This window comes from Streptomyces canus 299MFChir4.1 (assembly GCF_000383615.1).
GTDB lineage: Bacteria > Actinomycetota > Actinomycetes > Streptomycetales > Streptomycetaceae > Streptomyces > Streptomyces canus_C.
On sequence record NZ_KB911590.1, the window covers coordinates 243,490 to 262,226 of the forward strand.

Genomic DNA, 18,737 nt, shown 5'->3' on the forward strand with positions numbered 1-18,737 from the left:
TCTGTGCAGGTCCGGGCGGCTGGTCAGGCCGTTCGTGAGGGTGCGTCGGGGCCGTCCGTGGCAGTGCCGGGGAGGCTTCACATCCGTACGCCGTCGTTCCCGGCCCCGAGTTCCTCCGCATTGAAGCGTGTTGACCAAGTCCCGACAACACCTGTCGCCGAACCGCGGTGTACTCCCGGCCGGTCCGTGACCCCGCTCGCTCAGGTTGCCGAGGCCTGTCCGCCACCGTCCAGCAGCTCCCTGATCGCCCTCGCCGACAGCGCCGACTTGGGCAGGAACCCTCGCGCCGGGCTGCCGGCGATCAGCTCCTCGAAGTCCTCTCGCGCGTGCGTGGAGACCAGGATGATGACGCAGGACACACTGCGAGCCAGTTCCGCCGCCACGTCGAAGCCGCTCTCGCCGTCGAGGTCGAGATCGACCAGGACGATGTCGGGGGTGAGCTCCGCGGCCCGTAGAAGAGCCTCGGTACCCGACAGTGCGACGCCGACGACCGGTATCCCGTCGCGTTCCAGCAGGCTTCGCGCAGCCTCCAGGAACCGGATGCTGTCATCGACGAGAAGACAGCGCATGGACATGCGGACAGGGTCCCAGCTCGCCGGTGACCGCGCTTTCCGGCTACCGGGTAAGACTCGGGGAGGATTGCTTCCCGGCGCCTGGAATGTGCTCAAGTCCTGTGCCGTGCCGCCCACGACGGTTACCCGGAGAACCGACCGTGAGCCGCACCGCCCGACCGCCCGCGGTCCTCGGGGGACATGGACGGCGGCGGTGTTCACGGGCATGCTGAAGGGGTCGGATCACGACCGACCGTTCCCCGCAGGGACGCGTGAAAGGGCCCTCCGCAGAGGGGTGATTCGCATGACGGAACCCGACGGCACCCCACGCGGAAGCGACGGCACCTGAGGCCCTGTCATGCGCCGCTCACCGCTCAGACGACAGCCCCGGGCCCCGCACCGCGTCCCGCCGCTCGCCCGGCTGCGTGTCGGCCGGAAGCTGCTGCTGCTGGTACTGCTGCCGGTCACCGGGCTCCTGGCCTTCACCGCCTTCAGTTCCGTGGCCCAGTGGCGGGAGGCGCGGACCCTGCGCGACTTCCACACCGGCGCCGGAGTGTCGTTCGCCGCGACCGAGGTCACCGACGCCGTCGCACGCGAGCGGCTTGCCGCGGTCAAGGCCCGGCTGCGCCCCGGGCCGAGTGCATCGGTGGAACGGACCGCGACCGAACGAACCACCGACCAGGCCCTGAAGCGCGCCGCGGCCCGCGCCGCCTCCCGGCCCGGCTCCGACGTCACCGGCGACCTCGACGCTCTCGGCCGTCAACTGCACTCCCTGCGCGCCCGGACGGGCACCGGCTCGCTCACCGCCCCCGACATCGCCGAGCAGTACGGCAAGGTCGAGGACGCCCTGCTCGACGACGTGACCGCGCTCGAAGCCGGCCGCCCCACCCGGGCCTCGGGCCGCGCCGCCGACGCCCACCTCGCGCTGCTGCGGGCCATCGAGACAGCCGAACGGGAACAGGCCGAGGTCGCCGCCCTGCTCGCCGGGCCCGCCGGCCGCCCCACCGGCGCCGGCCGCTGGCCCGCCCTGGAGACGGCCCAGCTCGACGCGTTCCGTGAGAACACCTCGGACGACCTGCGGACCGCGCTGTACGTCATCGAGTCCCAGGACCCCGGCCGGGCCGTCCGCAGGGTCCGCGACCTGCTGGCCACCGCCCGCCCGGACAGCGCCCGGTGGCCCTCGTACGAGCGCTGGCTCGCCGACTCCGGCGCCCGCGTCGACGCCCTGCGCGGTGTCCAGGACCGGGCCGCCCGCGCACTCGACACCACGGCCGGCCACGACCGCCGCGAGGCGGAGACACGCGCGGTACGCGACCTCACCGCCTCCCTCGCCGTGCTCGCCCTCGTCACCTTCCTCGCCCTCGCGCTCAGCCGGTCGATCACCCGTCCCCTCAGTGAGGTCTCCGCGGGCGCCCGGGCACTGTCGTACGGCGATCTCTCCTACGACATCCGGTACGCGGGCCGCGACGAACTGGGCGAGGTCGCCGACACCTTCCGCGAACTGCGGGTGACCACCGAGCGGCTGGCCGCCGAGATCCGCGCCATGCACACCGCGATCGACCACAACCGCCTCGAACACCGCGCCGACGAGGCCTCTTTCGAGGGCACCTGGAGCCGGCTGCTCAGAGGGATGAACGACACCATGGCCTCCTTCGCGGCGGCTCAGGGACGGCGTGAGCAGGCCGAGGAGGAACTGGCGGGCATCTTCGACCTCTCGCTCGACCTGCTCTGCATCAGCGGGCTCGACGGCCGTCTCAAGCGGGTCAACCCCGCCTTCGAACGCACCCTGGGCCGTTCGAGCGAGGAACTCCTGGCCAGGCCGTTCATCGAGTTCGTGCACGAGGAGGACCGCACGAGCACCCGGGAGGCCCTCGCGCGGCTGGCCGACGGCGTCGAACTGGTCGGGTTCGAGAACCGCTGCCTGCGCAGCGACGGCACCGAGCTCCGGCTTCAGTGGAGCGCCCGGCCGGTCCTTGAGGAGGGGGTCATCTACGCCACCGCCCGCGACGTCACCGACAGCCGCCGCACCAGCCGGGAGCAGGACGCCCTGCGCCGGGTCGCCACCCTGGTGGCCCACGGCGCACCGCCGGCCGAGGTGTTCGCCCTCGTGGCCGAGGAGGTGGGAGACCTGCTGGACACCAGCGCGGCCGTGCTGCGGCAGGAGCCCGACGGCAGCCAGACGCTCCTCGGGTCCGGGCTCGGCCTCCCCGAGGAACTCGAGGAGGCCACGCGTGAGGAGCGCAGGGCGGCGGAGCGCGAGGCGATCGACGAGGTCACCCGGACCCGGCGCGCCGCCCACATCGGTCATGCCGCGTGCGCGCCCATCGTCGTCGACGACCGGATGTGGGGCTTCGTCCTCGCGGCCTCGCCCCTGGAGGTGCTGCCCGCAGGCATCGAGTGGCGGCTGGCGGACTTCACCGACCTCGTCGCCACCGCCATCGCCAACGCCGACAGCAGTGCCCAGCTGACCGCTTCTCGCGCGCGCGTGGTGGCCCAGGCGGACGCCTCCCGGCGTCGCACCGAGCGCGACCTGCACGACGGGGTCCAGCAGCGGCTCGTCGCGGTCCGGCTGGAGCTGCGGCTCGCCGAGATGCTGGTGACCGACCGGTCCTCGGAGCTCGCCGAACAGTTGGCGCACGTCGGCAAGGGCCTCGACGACACCTTCCAGGACCTGCTCCAGGTGGCCAGGGGCATCCACCCGGCCATCCTGTCCAAGGGGGGACTGGGGCCCGCCCTGCGCTCCCTGGCCCGCCTTTCCGCGGTCCCCGTCGAACTAGATCTGAAGCTGCCCGCGGCGCGGCTGCCGGAACGACTGGAGGTGGCCGCCTACTACGTGACGTCTGAGTGCCTCAACAACGCGGCCAAACACGCCCACGCGCGCGTGGTGGAGGTGTCGGCGGAGATCCGCGACGACGTCCTGGAACTGACCGTTTGCGACGACGGCGTCGGAGGCGCGGAGCCGAGGCACGGCACCGGCCTGATCGGGCTCGTCGACCGGGTCGAGGCGATCGGCGGCAGGCTGACGGTCGGTAGCCCGCCCGGCGAGGGCACGACCGTGGACGTGCGGCTGCCACTGGCCGGGCCCTCGCCGGACTTGTGACCGCCCGGAGGCGCACGCCGGGGGGTCCGTCCAGGTGGGGGAGCCTGAACTTGATGACGTCGCGTACGCTCCGGGCGGTCCGGTCGGACGGAGGGGGTGTCCGTCCGGCTCTAGTGGCGGTGAGGTCCGCCGTTCAGCGCGGTCCGCAGCCGCTTGGCTCGCACGATGTCCGGGTCCCTGGGGTCCAGGACGTCGGTCGGACCGTACCTCTCCTCCGGGTACCGGCGGGCACGGACCGTTCGACGCTGCCTCACGATCCGTGTCCGCCGCATGTCCCGCACCCTTCGGTCGTGCGACCTTCCGTCCCTCGCCCGGGACGGCCGGCCGGACTGCATCTGCACTGCTTCGAGCATCGCCCGCGGACGGCCGCAAGTCGTCACGGCAGGCCCCCAATTCCGCTTCCGGCTAGCTGCAACCCGAAAGGTGGGGCAGGCTGTGGGAGCGCAGACGGCGGGCGGGGCCGGGGGAGCTCCGACCTCCTCGGGAGGCGCACCGCGAAGGCCGGGCAGGGGTGGGGACCGGGGTCATGGACTACGCAGCACAACAGCCGGCGCGGGGGCGTGTTGTCCTCGCCGACGACGACATCCTGCTCAGGGAGGGGCTCGCCAGTCTGTGCGAGCGGGTCGGATACGAGGTCGCGGGCCAGGCCGGGGACGCGGCCCGGCTTCTGGAACTGGTCGACGAGGAACGTCCCGAGCTGGCGATCGTCGACATAAGGATGCCTCCGGACCACTCGACCGAGGGCCTCAAGGCGGCCCGCACGATCCGTGCACGCCACCCCGACACCGGCATCCTCGTCCTGTCGGCGTTCGTCGAGGTCGAGGAGGCCCTGGAACTGCTGGCGAGCGGCCGCAAGGTGGGCTATCTGCTCAAGAGCCGGGTCACGGTCGTCGACGAGTTCATCGAGGCCCTGGAGCGCATCCACCGGGGCGGCTCGGTGGTCGACCCCTCCCTGGTGCAGGAGCTCTTCTCCGCCCGGCGCCGCGACGACCCCCTCGCCCACCTGAGCACCCGCGAGCGCGAGGTCCTCGCCCTGATGGCCGAGGGCCGCTCCAACGCCGGCATCGGCCGCCGCCTGTGGGTCACCGAAGGCACCGTCGAGAAACACGTCCGCAGCATCCTCGGCAAACTCTGCCTCACCGAGGACACCGAGGACCACCGACGGGTGCTGGCGGTGCTGACGTTCCTGGAGTCCCGTTAGGGGCCGTCGACGGATCCTGAGATCAGGCGCGCGTGCCGGACGCCGTGACCGGAACCCGGGCTCGGGCACCGCGGGCTCCCAGCGTTCGGCCGGCACCAGTGAACGCGGCAGGCTGGACACGACCTCGGCGGTTCGAGGCAGGCCGAGATCGTCTCGGGAGGTCGCGGATGATCCCGTGCGTCGTCAAGCGTCCCGGCGCTCACCCCGGCCCCCTCCCTTGCTCACCGCTCCCGATCCGCCGGACGGACCCCGGTCGTTGTCCACAGGCTCACCGGAGTGTCAGCCCTCGCCAGTAGGGTGTGAGACATGGCCGACCCCTCCAGCTACCGCCCCAAACCAGGGGAGATCCCGGACACACCCGGGGTGTACAGGTTCCGCGACGAGCACCGCCGGGTGATCTACGTCGGAAAGGCGAAAAGCCTTCGTCAGCGCCTGGCGAACTACTTCCAGGACCTGGCGAGCCTGCACCCCCGCACCCGCACCATGGTGACCACGGCCGCGTCCGTGGAGTGGACGGTGGTGTCCACGGAGGTCGAGGCCCTGCAGCTGGAGTACTCCTGGATCAAGGAGTACGACCCCCGGTTCAACGTCAAGTACCGCGACGACAAGAGCTACCCGTACCTCGCGGTGACGATGAACGAGGAGTTCCCGCGCGTGCAGGTGATGCGCGGCCACAAACGCAAGGGAGTGCGGTACTTCGGGCCGTACGGGCACGCGTGGGCGATCCGCGACACCGTCGACCTCCTCCTGCGCGTCTTCCCCGTCCGCACCTGCTCCGCCGGCGTCTTCAAGAACGCCGCCCGCACCGGCCGCCCCTGCCTCCTCGGCTACATCGGCAAGTGCTCGGCGCCCTGTGTCGACCGCGTCTCGGCCGACGAACACCGCGATCTGGCCGAGGAGTTCTGCGACTTCATGGCCGGCCGCACCGGCACCTACATCCGCCGTCTGGAGAAGCAGATGACGGACGCGGCCGAGGAGATGGAGTACGAGCGGGCGGCCCGCCTGCGCGACGACATAGGGGCCCTGAAGAAGGCCATGGAGAAGAGCGCCGTCGTGCTCGCCGACGCGACCGACGCCGACCTGATCGCGGTCGCCGAGGACGAGCTGGAGGCCGCCGTCCAGATCTTCCACGTGCGCGGCGGACGCGTGCGCGGCCAGCGCGGCTGGGTCACCGACAAGGTCGAGGAGATCACCACCGGCGCCCTCGTCGAGCACGCCCTCCAGCAGCTCTACGGCGAGGAGAGGGGCGACTCGGTCCCCAAGGAGGTCCTCGTCCCCGCCCTGCCCGAACCGGTCGAGCCGGTCCAGGAGTGGCTCGCCGAGCGCCGCGGCTCGGGTGTCTCCCTGCGCATCCCGCAGCGCGGCGACAAGAAGGCCCTCATGGAGACCGTGCAGCGCAACGCCCTCCAGGCGCTCGCCCTGCACAAGACCAAGCGCGCCTCCGACCTGACCACGCGCTCGCGTGCCCTGGAGGAGATCGCCGAGGCCCTCGACCTCGACAGCGCCCCGCTCAGGATCGAGTGCTACGACATCTCCCACCTCCAGGGCGACGACGTGGTCGCGTCCATGGTCGTCTTCGAGGACGGGCTCCAGCGCAAGAGCGAGTACCGCCGCTTCCAGATCAAGGGCTTCGCCGGCCAGGACGACGTCCGGTCCATGCACGAGGTGATCTCCCGCCGGTTCAAGCGGTACCTGGCCGAGAAGGAGAAGACGGGCGAGTGGGTGGACGACGCCTCCCAGGCCGATCTGAAGGACGCCTCCGGCAACGACATCCCGGCCGTCTCCGGGACCGGCCACCAGGACGCCTCCGAGAACGGCCTCAAGGACGACGACGGCCGCCCCAAGAAGTTCGCCTACCCGCCCCAGCTGGTCGTCGTCGACGGCGGACAGCCCCAGGTGGCCGCCGCCAAGAGGGCCCTGGACGAGCTCGGCATCGACGACATCGCCGTCTGCGGCCTCGCCAAGCGGCTGGAGGAGGTCTGGCTGCCGGACGACGAGGACCCGGTCGTGCTGCCCCGCAGCAGCGAAGGCCTGTACCTTCTCCAGCGGGTCCGTGACGAGGCCCACCGCTTCGCGATCACTTACCAGCGCACCAAGCGTGCCCAGCGTTTCCGGTCGAGTCCGCTCGACGACGTCCCCGGGCTCGGGGACACGCGCAAGCAGGCCCTGCTGAAACATTTCGGGTCCTTGAAGAAACTACGATCCGCCACCATCGACCAGATCTGCGAGGTCCCCGGCATAGGCCGCAAGACGGCCGAGACGATCGCCGTGGCCCTCGCCCAGGCGGCCCCGGCCGCGCCCGCCGTGAACACGGCGACTGGAGAGATCATGGGTGAGGAGGAACCCGGCACCACGGGTTCCGGTGGGGACCCCGTGACGGCGGGCGCCCCGGACGAACGACGGGGGCAGGAGACATGAATGTGAACGAGCACGAAGAACGACAGGACCAGAGCGGAGACGACGCACAGGTGGGCACGGGCGCGAGCCTCGACGCGGGCGGAGTCCCGGAGGCGGCCATCCCCGAACTGGTGATCATCTCCGGCATGTCCGGTGCCGGCCGCTCGACCGCCGCGAAGTGCCTGGAGGACCTCGGCTGGTTCGTCGTCGACAACCTCCCGCCCGCGCTGATCCCCACCATGGTGGAGCTCGGCGCCCGCTCGCAGGGCAATGTCGCCCGGATCGCCGTGGTCGTGGACGTCCGAGGCCGGCGCTTCTTCGACAACCTCCGCGAGTCCCTCGCCGACCTGGAGGCCAAGCACGTCACGCGGCGGATCGTCTTCCTGGAGTCCTCCGACGAGGCCCTGGTGCGCCGCTTCGAGTCCGTGCGCCGCCCGCACCCCCTGCAGGGCGACGGCCGTATCGTCGACGGCATCGACGCCGAGCGCGAGCTCCTGCGCGAGCTGCGCGGCGACGCCGACCTGGTCATCGACACCTCCAGCCTCAACGTCCACGAGCTGCGCGCCAAGATGGACGCTCAGTTCGCCGGCGAGGAGGAGCCCGAGCTCCGCGCCACCGTCATGTCCTTCGGCTTCAAGTACGGCCTCCCGGTCGACGCCGACCTGGTCGCGGACATGCGGTTCCTGCCCAACCCGCACTGGGTCCCGGAGCTGCGCCCCTTCACTGGCCTCAACGAGGAGGTGTCGGCGTACATCTTCAACCAGCCCGGTGCCAAGGAGTTCCTCGACCGCTACGCCGAGCTGCTGCGCCTGGTCGCGGCCGGCTACCGCCGCGAGGGCAAGCGGTACGTGACCATCGCGATCGGCTGCACCGGCGGCAAGCACCGCTCGGTGGCGACGTCGGAGAAGCTCGCCGCGCGCCTCGCGGCCGAGGGCGTGGAGACGGTGGTCGTACACCGGGACATGGGACGGGAATGACAGCACGTTCTTCCCGGCTGAGCAGGCTGCGCCGGGCGGTCCCGGAGGGGCGCGTGAGCCGTCCCGTCGAGGCCCGCGGCGCCAAACCGCGCCGCCGCGGTGCCCAGCCCAAGGTGGTCGCGCTCGGCGGCGGCATGGGCCTGTCCGCCTCGCTCGCCGCCCTGCGCCGGATCACCGGCGCCCTCACCGCCGTCGTCACCGTGGCCGACGACGGCGGCTCCAGCGGGCGCCTGCGCGACGAACTGGGCGTGCTGCCGCCCGGTGACCTGCGCAAGGCGCTGGCCGCGCTGTGCGGCGACGACGACTGGGGCCAGACCTGGGCCCGGGTCATCCAGCACCGCTTCCAGTCCAAGGGCGACCTGCACGAACACGCGGTCGGCAATCTGCTGATCGTCGCCCTGTGGGAGCAGCTCGGCGACCATGTCCAGGCCCTCGACCTGGTCGGCAGGCTGCTGGGCGCCCACGGGCGCGTGCTGCCCATGTCCGCCGTACCCCTGGAGCTCCAGGCCCTGGTCAAGGGGCACGATCCGGAGCGGCCCGAGGACGTGGACACCGTGCGGGGGCAGGCGACCGTGGCCCTGACCCCGGGCGAGGTGCAGTCCGTGCACGTGGTGCCGCACGACCCGCCCGCGGTCCCCGAGGCGGTCGAGGCCGTCCGGGACGCGGACTGGGTGGTCCTCGGCCCGGGCTCCTGGTTCTCCTCGGTCATCCCGCACCTGCTGGTGCCCGAACTCCTGGACGCGCTCACCCAGACGAAGGCGCGCCGGGTACTCTCCCTGAACCTCGCACCGCAGCCGGGAGAAACCGATGGCTTCTCCCCGCAGCGTCATTTGGAGGTTTTGGGACGACACGCCCCTAAACTCGCCCTGGACGTGGTGCTGGCCGACCAGGCCGCCGTGCCCGACCGCGATTCGCTGACCGATGCCGCCAAGCGGTTCGGCGCCGCGGTCGAGCTGGCGCCGGTGGCCCGGCCCGACGGAACCCCGAGGCACGACCCGGAGCTGTTGGCCGCCGCGTACGACCGTATTTTTCGGATGCATGGAAGGATCGGCCCATGGCGATGACGGCAGCGGTGAAGGACGAGATCTCCCGGCTCCCCGTCACCCGGACCTGCTGTAGAAAGGCGGAGGTCTCCGCCATTCTGCGGTTCGCCGGCGGCCTTCACCTGGTGAGCGGGCGCATTGTGATCGAGGCGGAGCTGGACACCGCGATGGCGGCCCGCAGACTCAAGCGGGACATCCTGGAGATCTTCGGCCACAGCTCTGAACTGATCGTGATGGCACCGGGCGGACTGCGCCGCGGTTCGCGTTACGTCGTCCGGGTGGTCGCCGGCGGTGACCAGCTGGCCCGCCAGACCGGCCTGGTCGACGGCCGGGGCCGACCGATCCGGGGCCTGCCCCCGCAGGTCGTCTCCGGCGCCACCTGTGACGCCGAGGCCGCCTGGCGCGGGGCCTTCCTGGCGCACGGTTCGCTCACCGAGCCCGGCCGCTCCTCCTCCCTGGAGGTGACCTGCCCGGGCCCTGAGGCCGCGCTCGCGCTGGTCGGCGCCGCCCGCCGGCTCTCGATCGCCGCAAAGGCCCGTGAGGTCCGCGGTGTGGACCGCGTGGTCGTCCGGGACGGTGACGCGATCGGTGCCCTGCTCACCCGTCTGGGTGCCCACGAGTCGGTGCTCGCCTGGGAGGAGCGCCGGATGCGCCGCGAGGTGCGGGCCACGGCGAACCGTCTCGCCAACTTCGACGACGCCAACCTGCGCCGCTCCGCGCGCGCGGCCGTCGCCGCAGGAGCGCGGGTCCAGCGGGCCCTGGAGATCCTCGCCGACGACGTGCCCGAGCATCTCGCGGCCGCCGGGCGCCTGCGGATGGACCACAAGCAGGCCTCCCTGGAGGAGTTGGGCGCGCTCGCCGACCCGCCGCTGACCAAGGACGCCGTCGCCGGTCGTATTCGCCGGCTGCTGGCCATGGCCGACAAGCGCGCCTCGGACCTCGGCATTCCTGGCACGGAGTCCAGCATCACGGAGGAGATGGCCGACAACCTGGTCGGCTGACCGCCCTTCAGCACGCCGGTGCCGACGCCCACTTGGGTGTCGGCACCGGCGTTTGCGCATCCGTGAGGCACCCTTGACTGGATCATGAACTGTCATGAGCCTGGCATCTGTTCGCTGCTGTGGCGGACCACCGCAAGGGGGGCTCATGAGACGAAGAGCGAGACCGATCCTCGCTGTTGGCGCACTCCTGCTCGGCGGCGCGGGCCTCGCGCCCGTCGCCCATGCCGCGCAGGGCGCAGCTTCTCCTGATCCGAACGAAGTCAAGGTCTTCCGCGCCGAGGTCACCAGCCGGCAGGTACCCCTGCTGCTGGCGGCCGGGCAGGACGGCCACGAACTGAGCGAGCAGGTGCCCGCGAAGGGCACCGCGACCGTCGAGGTCTACCTGACCGACCAGGAAGCCCGAAAGCTCGAGAAGCAGGGCGTCGAACTCACCGAGCACACCCTGACCGCCAAGGCCGAGGCCCGCGTGGACAAGGCGGCCGAGGGCGTGTTCCGGCCGTACAGCGCAAGCGGCGGCCTCCAGGAGGAGATCCTCGCGACCGCCCGGGCCAACCCCGGTCTCACCAAGGTCGTCTCCATCGGCAAGACGGTGAACGGCAAGGACATCCTCGCGCTCAAACTGACCAAGAACGCGAAGAAGTCCAAGGACGGCGCCAAGCCCTCCGTCCTCTACATGTCCAACCAGCACGCGCGCGAGTGGATCACGCCGGAGATGACCCGGCGGTTGCTGCACTACTACGTGGACGGCTACAAGACCGACAAGCGGCTCAAGAAGATCGTCGACTCCACGGAGCTGTGGTTCGTCCTGTCGGCCAACCCCGACGGCTACGACTACACCTTCCAGAACGACGACAACCGCCTGTGGCGCAAGAACCTGCGCGACAACAACGGCGACGGCACCGTCGGCGTCGGCGACGGCGTCGACCTGAACCGCAACTTCTCCTACAAGTGGGGCTACGACAACGAGGGTTCGTCCCCCAACCCCACCAGCGAGACCTACCGCGGCGCGGCCCCGTCCTCGGAGCCCGAGACCAAGGCCCTGGACGCCTTCGAGAAGCGCATCGGCTTCACGTACGGCATCAACTACCACTCCGCCGCCGAGCTCCTCCTCTACGGAGTCGGCTGGCAGGTGGCCACCGACACGCCCGACGACGTCATGTACAAGGCGCTCGCCGGCACCCCGGACAACTCGGCGATCCCCGGCTACCGCCCGCAGGTCTCCTCGGAGCTGTACACCACCAACGGCGAGGCGGACGGCCACGCGTCGAACGTCAACGGGCTGGCGATGTTCACCCCCGAGATGTCGACCTGCCAGACCGCCTCGGACCTCGACCCGAACGACCAGTGGAACGCGGCCGACTGCCAGTCGGTCTTCAACTTCCCGGACGACGAGAAGCTGATCCAGCAGGAGTTCGAGAAGAACATCCCCTTCGCGCTCTCCGTCGCCGAGTCCGCGGCGCGGCCCGACCAGCCGAAGTCCTCGCTCGGCCTGAAGGCAGCCGACTTCACCCCGAAGACGTTCACCACCTCCTACGCGCGCGGCGCGGACCAGGAGGTCTCCGTCGTCGTACGCAGGGCCCTGCGCGACAAGGAGCTCAAGTACCGCGTCAACGGCGGCCGTACGCAGGACGAGACGCTCAGGGCGTGGAAGGGCGGCGAGACGTACGGCGGTGACGACAACCTCTACTTCGACGAGTACCGGGCCAAGGTCGAGGACGCCGACCCGGGCGACAAGGTCGAGGTCTGGTTCACCGGCCGGCCGAAGAGCGGAAAACCCACCTCCAGCACGCACTTCACCTACACCGTGGCCGAGCGGCCGCGGGCGGACGTGCTCGTGGTCGCCGAGGAGGGCGCGACCGCCACACAGGCGCAGACGTACGTGGACGCGCTGAAGGCGGCCGGACGCAAGGCGATCGTCTGGAACGTCGCCACGCAGGGCGCGCCCGACGCGCTCGGGGTCCTGGACCACTTCAAGTCGGTCGTCCACTACACGGGCGCGACCGTCCCGGGCAACCCCACCCAGCTCCAGCTGCGCGCCTTCCTGAACGAGGGCGGCAAGCTGATCGAGGCGGGCGAGCGGGCCGGCGGCAGCGTCGACCTGGGCGGCGGCACCCTGTCGAACGACTTCAGCCAGTACTACCTGGGCGCCTACACCCGTACGACCCTGCCGGGCGCGACGGCCTTCCAGGGCACCGGCAAGCTCTCCGGGGCCACCGGAACCCTCGGCGCCGCCCCCGGCAACCCGCTGGACGCGGCCGGGTCCTTCAGCGTCACCTCGGACAACCTGCCCGCGGCGACCTTCCCGCAGTTCGCGAGCGCGGGAGCCGGCACCTACCCCGGCACGCCCAACCCGTACGGACCGTACGAGGGCGCCTCCATGGCGGCCGTCACGCACAGCGACTACGCCTGGAACCGCCTCACCCGCACCATCGACCTCACCCAGGTCACCGCCGCGCAGGCACCCGCCCTGCGCACCCGGATGCTGTGGGACACCGAGGAGGGCTACGACCACGCCGTCCTGGAGGCGCACACCGCAGGGGCCGAGGACTGGACCACGCTCCCCGAGAAGAACGGCGCCACCAGCACCGCCGTGCCCGCCGAGTGCGAGGCCGGGTTCTTCATCGCGGCCCACCCGGCGCTCAAGCGGTATCTGACCCAGGGCACCGGCGGCTGCACGGCCTCCGGCACCAGCGGCCAGTGGAACAGCCTCACCGGATCGTCGGCGGGCTGGCAGGAGGTCTCCTTCGACCTCTCCGCGTACGCGGGCAAGAAGGTCGAGGTGTCGTTCAGTTACATCACCGACCCCGGGTCCGGCGGGCGCGGTGTGCTCCTCGACAACACCTCCGTCGTCGTCGGCGGCCAGGCCGTGGACACCGAGGGCTTCGAGACCTCGCTCGGCGCGTGGACCGTGCCCGGGCCGCCCGCGGGCAGCCCCGCGGTCGTGACGGACTGGGGGCGCGCCGGAGAGCTGTTCAAGACGTACGGCGCGGTCACCACGGACGACACCGTTCTGCTGGGCTTCGGCCTGGAGCACGTCACCGCGGCGGCCGACCGCAAGGCCGTTCTCGCCAAGGCGCTCGCGGCCATCGGCGGGTGAACCCCGCGTGACTCGATGGAGTCATTTCGGGTGACCGGAGCTTTCGGTCCGGGACGGTCCGTACCCCTACTGGCGGGTACGGACCGCCCTGCCGTGTATGGGGCATCTCGATGTCACCACGCGGGGCTCAGGGAGGTAGGGTCGGGGGTGGTCGGGGACATCCCATACAGCTCGCCGGTCTCACAACCGGCGTACCAACGAGGAGATCGGTTCGTGACGATCCGCGTAGGCATCAACGGCTTTGGCCGCATCGGTCGTAACTACTTCCGCGCGCTGCTGGAGCAGGGTGCTGACATCGAGATCGTGGCTGTCAACGACCTGGGTGACACCGCGACCACCGCTCACCTGCTCAAGTACGACACCATCCTGGGCCGCCTGAAGGCGGAGGTGTCGCACACCGCCGACACGATCACCGTCGACGGCCACACCATCAAGGTGCTGTCCGAGCGCAACCCCGCCGACATCCCGTGGGGTGAGCTGGGCGTCGACATCGTCATCGAGTCGACCGGCATCTTCACGAAGAAGGCCGACGCCGAGAAGCACATCGCCGGCGGCGCCAAGAAGGTCCTCATCTCGGCTCCGGCCAAGGACGAGGACATCACCATCGTGATGGGCGTCAACCAGGACAAGTACGACGCGGCCAACCACCACGTCATCTCCAACGCCTCCTGCACCACCAACTGTGTGGCGCCGATGGCCAAGGTTCTCGACGAGAACTTCGGCATCGTCAAGGGCCTGATGACGACGGTCCACGCGTACACGAACGACCAGCGGATCCTGGACTTCCCGCACTCGGACCTGCGCCGCGCCCGCGCCGCCGCCGAGAACATCATCCCGACCACCACGGGTGCCGCGAAGGCCACCGCGCTGGTGCTCCCGCAGCTCAAGGGCAAGCTGGACGGCATCGCGATGCGCGTCCCGGTCCCGACCGGCTCGGCCACCGACCTGGTCGTGACGCTGCAGCGCGAGGTCACCAAGGACGAGGTCAACGCCGCGTTCAAGAAGGCCTCCGACGACGGCGACCTCAAGGGCTTCCTGACCTACACCGAGGACCCGATCGTCTCCTCGGACATCGTCGGCGACCCGTCGTCCTGCACCTTCGACTCCTCCCTGACCATGGTCCAGGAGGGCAACACGGTGAAGATCCTCGGCTGGTACGACAACGAGTGGGGCTACTCCAACCGCCTCGTCGACCTCACGGTCTTCGTCGGCAACCAGCTCTGATCCACAGAGCAGGCACCTTGATGTGAGAGCAGGGCTCGGGCGGCGCAGGGACGCGCCGTCCGGGCCCTGACTCACGTTCGGATCAGCTCTCGTACGATCAGAGCACCCTCACCAGGAGTTCCCTCATGAAGACGATCGACGAACTTCTCGCCGAAGGCGTGGACGGCAAGCGGGTCTTCGTCCGCGCCGACCTCAACGTGCCGCTCGCCGACGGCCTCATCACCGACGACGGCCGCATCCGCGCTGTCCTGCCCACCGTCAAGGCCCTCGCGGACGCGGGCGCCAAGGTGGTCGTGGCCTCGCACCTGGGCCGTCCCAAGGGCGCCCCGGACCCGGCCTTCTCCCTGCTTCCCGCCTCCGAGCGGCTCGCCGAACTCCTCGGCGCCCCGGTCGCGTTCGCCCAGGACACGGTCGGCCCCGCCGCCCACGACGCCGTGAACGGCCTGCAGCCCGGCCAGGTCGCCGTCATCGAGAACCTGCGCTTCAACGCCGGCGAGACGTCCAAGGACGACACCGAGCGCGGCGAGTTCGCCGACCGGCTGGCCGCCCTCGCGGACGCGTACGTCGGCGACGGCTTCGGCGCGGTCCACCGCAAGCACGCCTCGGTCTTCGACCTCCCGGCCCGGCTGCCGCACTACGCCGGTTACCTCATCGCCACCGAGGTCGGCGTCCTGAAGAAGCTCACCGACGACGTCCAGCGGCCCTACGTGGTCGTGCTCGGCGGCGCCAAGGTCTCCGACAAGCTCGCCGTCATCGACCAGCTGCTCGGCAAGGCCGACCGCATCCTCATCGGCGGCGGCATGGCCTTCACCTTCCTCAAGGCCAAGGGCCACGAGGTCGGCGCCTCCCTCCTCCAGGAGGACCAGATCCCGGCGGTCCTGGAGTACATCGAGCGCGCCGAGAAGACCGGCGTCGAGCTGGTCCTGCCGGTCGACGCCGTGGTCGCGCCCGCGTTCCCGGATCTGAAGACCAAGGCCCCGGCCGACGCCACCACCGTCGCCGCCGACGCCATCCCGGCCGACCGGATGGGCCTGGACATCGGCCCGGCGTCCGGCAAGCTGTACGCCTCGAAGATCACCGACGCGGCCACCGTCTTCTGGAACGGTCCGATGGGCGTCTTCGAGCACCCCGAGTTCGCCGAGGGCACCAAGGCGGTCGCCCAGGCTCTCCTCGACTCCTCGGCCTTCACGGTCGTCGGCGGTGGCGACTCCGCCGCGGCCGTCCGGATCCTGGGCTTCGACGAGAACGCATTCGGCCACATCTCGACCGGTGGCGGCGCTTCCCTCGAATACCTCGAGGGCAAGACGCTCCCCGGCCTCGCCGCACTGGAGGACTGACCCCGCATGACCACTCGCACGCCGATCATGGCGGGCAACTGGAAGATGAACCTCAACCACCTCGAGGCCATCGCGCACGTCCAGAAGCTCGCCTTCGCACTCGCCGACAAGGACTACGAGGCCGTCGAGGTCGCCGTCCTGCCGCCCTTCACCGACCTGCGCTCCGTGCAGACCCTGGTCGACGGCGACAAGCTCAAGATCAAGTACGGCGCCCAGGACCTCTCGGCGCACGACTCGGGCGCCTACACCGGTGAGATCTCCGGCTCGATGCTGGCCAAGCTGAAGTGCACGTACGTGGCTGTCGGCCACTCCGAGCGCCGCCAGTACCACGCCGAGACCGACGAGCTCGTCAACGCCAAGGTCAAGGCCGCCTACAAGCACGGCCTCACCCCGATCCTGTGCGTCGGCGAGGAACTGGACGTCCGCGAGGCGGGCAACCACGTCGCCCACACCCTCGCCCAGGTCGAGGGCGGCCTGAAGGACCTCCCGGCCGAGCAGGCCGAGTCCGTCGTCATCGCCTACGAGCCCGTCTGGGCCATCGGCACCGGCAAGGTCTGCGGCGCCGAGGACGCCCAGGAGGTCTGCGCCGCCATCCGCGGCAAGATCGCCGAGCTGTACACCCAGGAGCTGGCCGACCAGGTCCGTATCCAGTACGGCGGCTCCGTCAAGGCCGGCAACGTCGCCGAGATCATGGCGCAGGCCGACATCGACGGCGCCCTGGTCGGCGGTGCCTCGCTGGACGCCGACGAGTTCGTCAAGATCGTGCGCTTCCGGGACCAGTAAGTAGGCCCTGGCGGCGATCCGTCGTACCCTTGCGGGGGCATGGCCCTGAAGGCCGTGCCCCCGTCGTTCATCCGAATCCGAGAGAGTTGGTCCAGCCGTGGTTATGGGGTTCTCGATCGCCCTGATCGTCTTCAGCGGGCTGATGATGCTGCTGGTGCTGATGCACAAGGGCAAGGGCGGCGGCCTCTCCGACATGTTCGGTGGCGGCATGCAGTCGTCCGTCGGTGGCTCCTCGGTCGCCGAGCGCAACCTCGACCGGATCACCATCGTGGTCGGTCTGCTGTGGTTCGCGTGCATCATCGTGCTCGGTCTCCTCATGAAGACGAACAGCTGAGCGGCCACGCCACACACAGCACGTACATTCCGCACGTAAGGCCCCATGTTCGGTACGCGCACCTGAGCGCGGCCTATCATGGGGCTTGCGTCTAGGTGCGGGGGCTGTAACTCCAATCACTGGACGCGCGTTGGGCCTTACGTAGACTGAGGCGCTCGCAACGAAGCGACAACGCCGACTCGCTTCGCGGCACCATCACGCAGGGAGTTACGACCGTGGCAAGTGGCAACGCGATCCGAGGTAGCCGGGTCGGGGCGGGGCCGATGGGCGAGGCCGAGCGGGGCGAGTCCGCGCCCCGGCTGCGCATCTCCTTCTGGTGCTCCAACGGGCATGAGACGCAGCCCAGCTTCGCCAGCGACGCGCAGGTCCCCGACACCTGGGACTGTCCGCGCTGTGGCTTTCCCGCCGGACAGGACCGGGACAACCCGCCGGACCCGCCGCGCACCGAGCCGTACAAGACGCATCTCGCGTACGTACGGGAGCGGCGCAGCGACGCGGACGGCGAGGCGATCCTCGCCGAGGCGCTCGCCAAACTGCGGGGCGAGATCTAGCGTCGAGAGCCGGCCGGGTACCGAGGGGTACCTGGCCGAAGCCGTTTCACGGCTGTGCGGGGTTACCGTGCCCCTCCGCGGCCGGTGCCGGGCTGCCCTGCTCGCAGCCGCCTTCTTCGTGCTGTTCGCCGTCTCGCTGACACCCGTGCCCCGCGCGCACGTACCTGTGGGTGCGCCGGACGCCCGCGCCACCACGGCGGACGTCCCGCGGTGATCAACTAGGTTGGCACATCTGGGACAGGCACGAAAGAAGGCTGGAGTCGGACATGAACGCAGACGGCCGTACCAGGCTCAACCGGACGCCCGCATGGACCGCGCTGGCCGAGCACCGCGAGGAGCTCGGCGAGGTGCGGCTCAGGGAGCTGTTCGCCGCCGATCCCGGGCGCGGTACCGGGTACACACTGCGGGTCGGCGACCTGTACGTCGACTACTCCAAGCACCTGGTCACCGACGAGACCCTGCGGCTGCTGCGGGAACTCGCCGCCGCGACCGACGTCTTCGGCCTGCGGGACGCCATGTTCCGCGGCGAGCGGATCAACACGACCGAGGACCGGGCCGTGCTGCACACCGCGCTGCGCGCCCCGCGCGACGCGGTGATCGAGGTCGACGGGGAGAACGTCGTCCCGGGCGTACACGCGGTCCTCGACAAGATGGGCGACTTCGCGAACCGGGTGCGCTCCGGCGAGTGGACGGGCCACACCGGCAGGCGGATCAAGAACGTCGTCAACATCGGTATCGGCGGCTCCGACCTCGGCCCCGCGATGGCGTACGAGGCGCTGCGGGCCTACACGGCACGGGAGTTGACCTTCCGTTTCGTGTCCAACGTGGACGGCGCCGACCTGCACGAGGCGGTACGGGACCTGGACCCGGCGGAGACCCTGTTCATCGTCGCGTCCAAGACGTTCACCACGATCGAGACGATCACGAACGCCACGTCGGCCCGCACCTGGCTGCTCGACGGACCCGCCGGACTCCACGACGACAAGGCCGTCGCCAAGCACTTCGTCGCCCTGTCGACGAACGCCGAGAAGGTCACGGACTTCGGCATCGACCCGGACAACATGTTCGAGTTCTGGGACTGGGTCGGCGGCCGCTACTCCTTCGACTCGGCGATCGGCCTCTCCCTGATGATCGCCATCGG

Annotated in this window: 14 protein-coding genes; 13 read left to right on the forward strand and 1 reads right to left on the reverse strand. The window is 70.5% G+C overall.

Features of this window, described 5'->3' with window-relative positions; all coding sequences use genetic code 11:
• Positions 1-200: 200 nt before the first annotated feature.
• Positions 201-575 (reverse strand): response regulator, encoded by a 375-nt coding sequence (locus tag H293_RS0122335; protein ID WP_020120067.1) that lies wholly within the window; start codon positions 573-575, stop codon positions 201-203.
• A gap of 334 nt (positions 576-909) precedes the next feature.
• Between H293_RS0122335 and H293_RS0122340 the strand changes: the two genes are divergently transcribed.
• The 13 genes from H293_RS0122340 to H293_RS0122405 form a co-directional block, all read left to right on the forward strand.
• The gene (locus H293_RS0122340) at positions 910-3,651 is read left to right on the forward strand and encodes a nitrate- and nitrite sensing domain-containing protein (protein ID WP_020120068.1); all 2,742 of its coding nucleotides are present in this window, start codon (positions 910-912) and stop codon (positions 3,649-3,651) included.
• A gap of 526 nt (positions 3,652-4,177) precedes the next feature.
• Complete coding sequence (locus H293_RS0122350; RefSeq protein ID WP_020120070.1) at positions 4,178-4,852, forward strand: response regulator transcription factor; 675 nt, start codon at positions 4,178-4,180, stop codon at positions 4,850-4,852.
• A 306-nt stretch (positions 4,853-5,158) separates the two neighbouring features.
• Complete coding sequence (gene uvrC, locus H293_RS0122355; protein ID WP_020120071.1) at positions 5,159-7,270, forward strand: excinuclease ABC subunit UvrC; 2,112 nt, start codon at positions 5,159-5,161, stop codon at positions 7,268-7,270.
• The gene (gene rapZ, locus H293_RS0122360) at positions 7,267-8,226 is read left to right on the forward strand and encodes an RNase adapter RapZ (protein WP_020120072.1); all 960 of its coding nucleotides are present in this window, start codon (positions 7,267-7,269) and stop codon (positions 8,224-8,226) included. Before uvrC ends, rapZ begins: the two co-directional genes overlap by 4 nt.
• Positions 8,223-9,290: a gluconeogenesis factor YvcK family protein gene (locus H293_RS0122365; protein WP_028808093.1), complete on the forward strand. Its 1,068-nt coding sequence runs from the start codon at positions 8,223-8,225 to the stop codon at positions 9,288-9,290. The genes rapZ and H293_RS0122365 overlap by 4 nt, the downstream gene beginning before the upstream one ends.
• A complete protein-coding gene (gene whiA / locus H293_RS0122370) occupies positions 9,281-10,270 on the forward strand; it encodes a DNA-binding protein WhiA (protein ID WP_020120074.1) in 990 nt (329 codons plus the stop codon). Before H293_RS0122365 ends, whiA begins: the two co-directional genes overlap by 10 nt.
• 145 nt (positions 10,271-10,415) lie before the next feature.
• The gene (locus H293_RS0122375) at positions 10,416-13,367 is read left to right on the forward strand and encodes a M14 family metallopeptidase (protein ID WP_020120075.1); all 2,952 of its coding nucleotides are present in this window, start codon (positions 10,416-10,418) and stop codon (positions 13,365-13,367) included.
• A gap of 213 nt (positions 13,368-13,580) precedes the next feature.
• Positions 13,581-14,591 carry a type I glyceraldehyde-3-phosphate dehydrogenase gene (gene gap / locus H293_RS0122380; protein ID WP_020120076.1) on the forward strand — a complete coding sequence of 337 codons (1,011 nt, stop codon included), beginning with the start codon at positions 13,581-13,583 and terminating at the stop codon, positions 14,589-14,591.
• A gap of 125 nt (positions 14,592-14,716) precedes the next feature.
• Positions 14,717-15,928 (forward strand): phosphoglycerate kinase, encoded by a 1,212-nt coding sequence (locus H293_RS0122385; RefSeq protein ID WP_020120077.1) that lies wholly within the window; start codon positions 14,717-14,719, stop codon positions 15,926-15,928.
• A gap of 6 nt (positions 15,929-15,934) precedes the next feature.
• Complete coding sequence (gene tpiA, locus H293_RS0122390) at positions 15,935-16,711, forward strand: triose-phosphate isomerase (RefSeq protein ID WP_020120078.1); 777 nt, start codon at positions 15,935-15,937, stop codon at positions 16,709-16,711.
• Positions 16,712-16,814: 103 nt separating this feature from the next.
• Complete coding sequence (gene secG / locus H293_RS0122395) at positions 16,815-17,045, forward strand: preprotein translocase subunit SecG (protein WP_020120079.1); 231 nt, start codon at positions 16,815-16,817, stop codon at positions 17,043-17,045.
• Positions 17,046-17,260: 215 nt separating this feature from the next.
• The gene (locus tag H293_RS0122400) at positions 17,261-17,596 is read left to right on the forward strand and encodes an RNA polymerase-binding protein RbpA (protein ID WP_003957010.1); all 336 of its coding nucleotides are present in this window, start codon (positions 17,261-17,263) and stop codon (positions 17,594-17,596) included.
• A gap of 266 nt (positions 17,597-17,862) precedes the next feature.
• A partial coding sequence (locus H293_RS0122405; protein WP_020120080.1) for a hypothetical protein occupies positions 17,863-18,737 on the forward strand: 875 nt, incomplete at its 3' end.

What these genes read in the sequence shown, in the direction of transcription:
- H293_RS0122335 (WP_020120067.1), bottom strand. Translation starts at nt 575, where the DNA reads ATGTCCATGCGCTGTCTTCTCGTCGATGACAGCATCCGGTTCCTGGAG.
- H293_RS0122340 (WP_020120068.1), top strand. Translation starts at nt 910, where the DNA reads ATGCGCCGCTCACCGCTCAGACGACAGCCCCGGGCCCCGCACCGCGTC.
- H293_RS0122350 (WP_020120070.1), top strand. Translation starts at nt 4,178, where the DNA reads ATGGACTACGCAGCACAACAGCCGGCGCGGGGGCGTGTTGTCCTCGCC.
- uvrC (WP_020120071.1), top strand. Translation starts at nt 5,159, where the DNA reads ATGGCCGACCCCTCCAGCTACCGCCCCAAACCAGGGGAGATCCCGGAC.
- rapZ (WP_020120072.1), top strand. Translation starts at nt 7,267, where the DNA reads ATGAATGTGAACGAGCACGAAGAACGACAGGACCAGAGCGGAGACGAC.
- H293_RS0122365 (WP_028808093.1), top strand. Translation starts at nt 8,223, where the DNA reads ATGACAGCACGTTCTTCCCGGCTGAGCAGGCTGCGCCGGGCGGTCCCG.
- whiA (WP_020120074.1), top strand. Translation starts at nt 9,281, where the DNA reads ATGGCGATGACGGCAGCGGTGAAGGACGAGATCTCCCGGCTCCCCGTC.
- H293_RS0122375 (WP_020120075.1), top strand. Translation starts at nt 10,416, where the DNA reads ATGAGACGAAGAGCGAGACCGATCCTCGCTGTTGGCGCACTCCTGCTC.
- H293_RS0122385 (WP_020120077.1), top strand. Translation starts at nt 14,717, where the DNA reads ATGAAGACGATCGACGAACTTCTCGCCGAAGGCGTGGACGGCAAGCGG.
- tpiA (WP_020120078.1), top strand. Translation starts at nt 15,935, where the DNA reads ATGACCACTCGCACGCCGATCATGGCGGGCAACTGGAAGATGAACCTC.
- secG (WP_020120079.1), top strand. Translation starts at nt 16,815, where the DNA reads ATGGGGTTCTCGATCGCCCTGATCGTCTTCAGCGGGCTGATGATGCTG.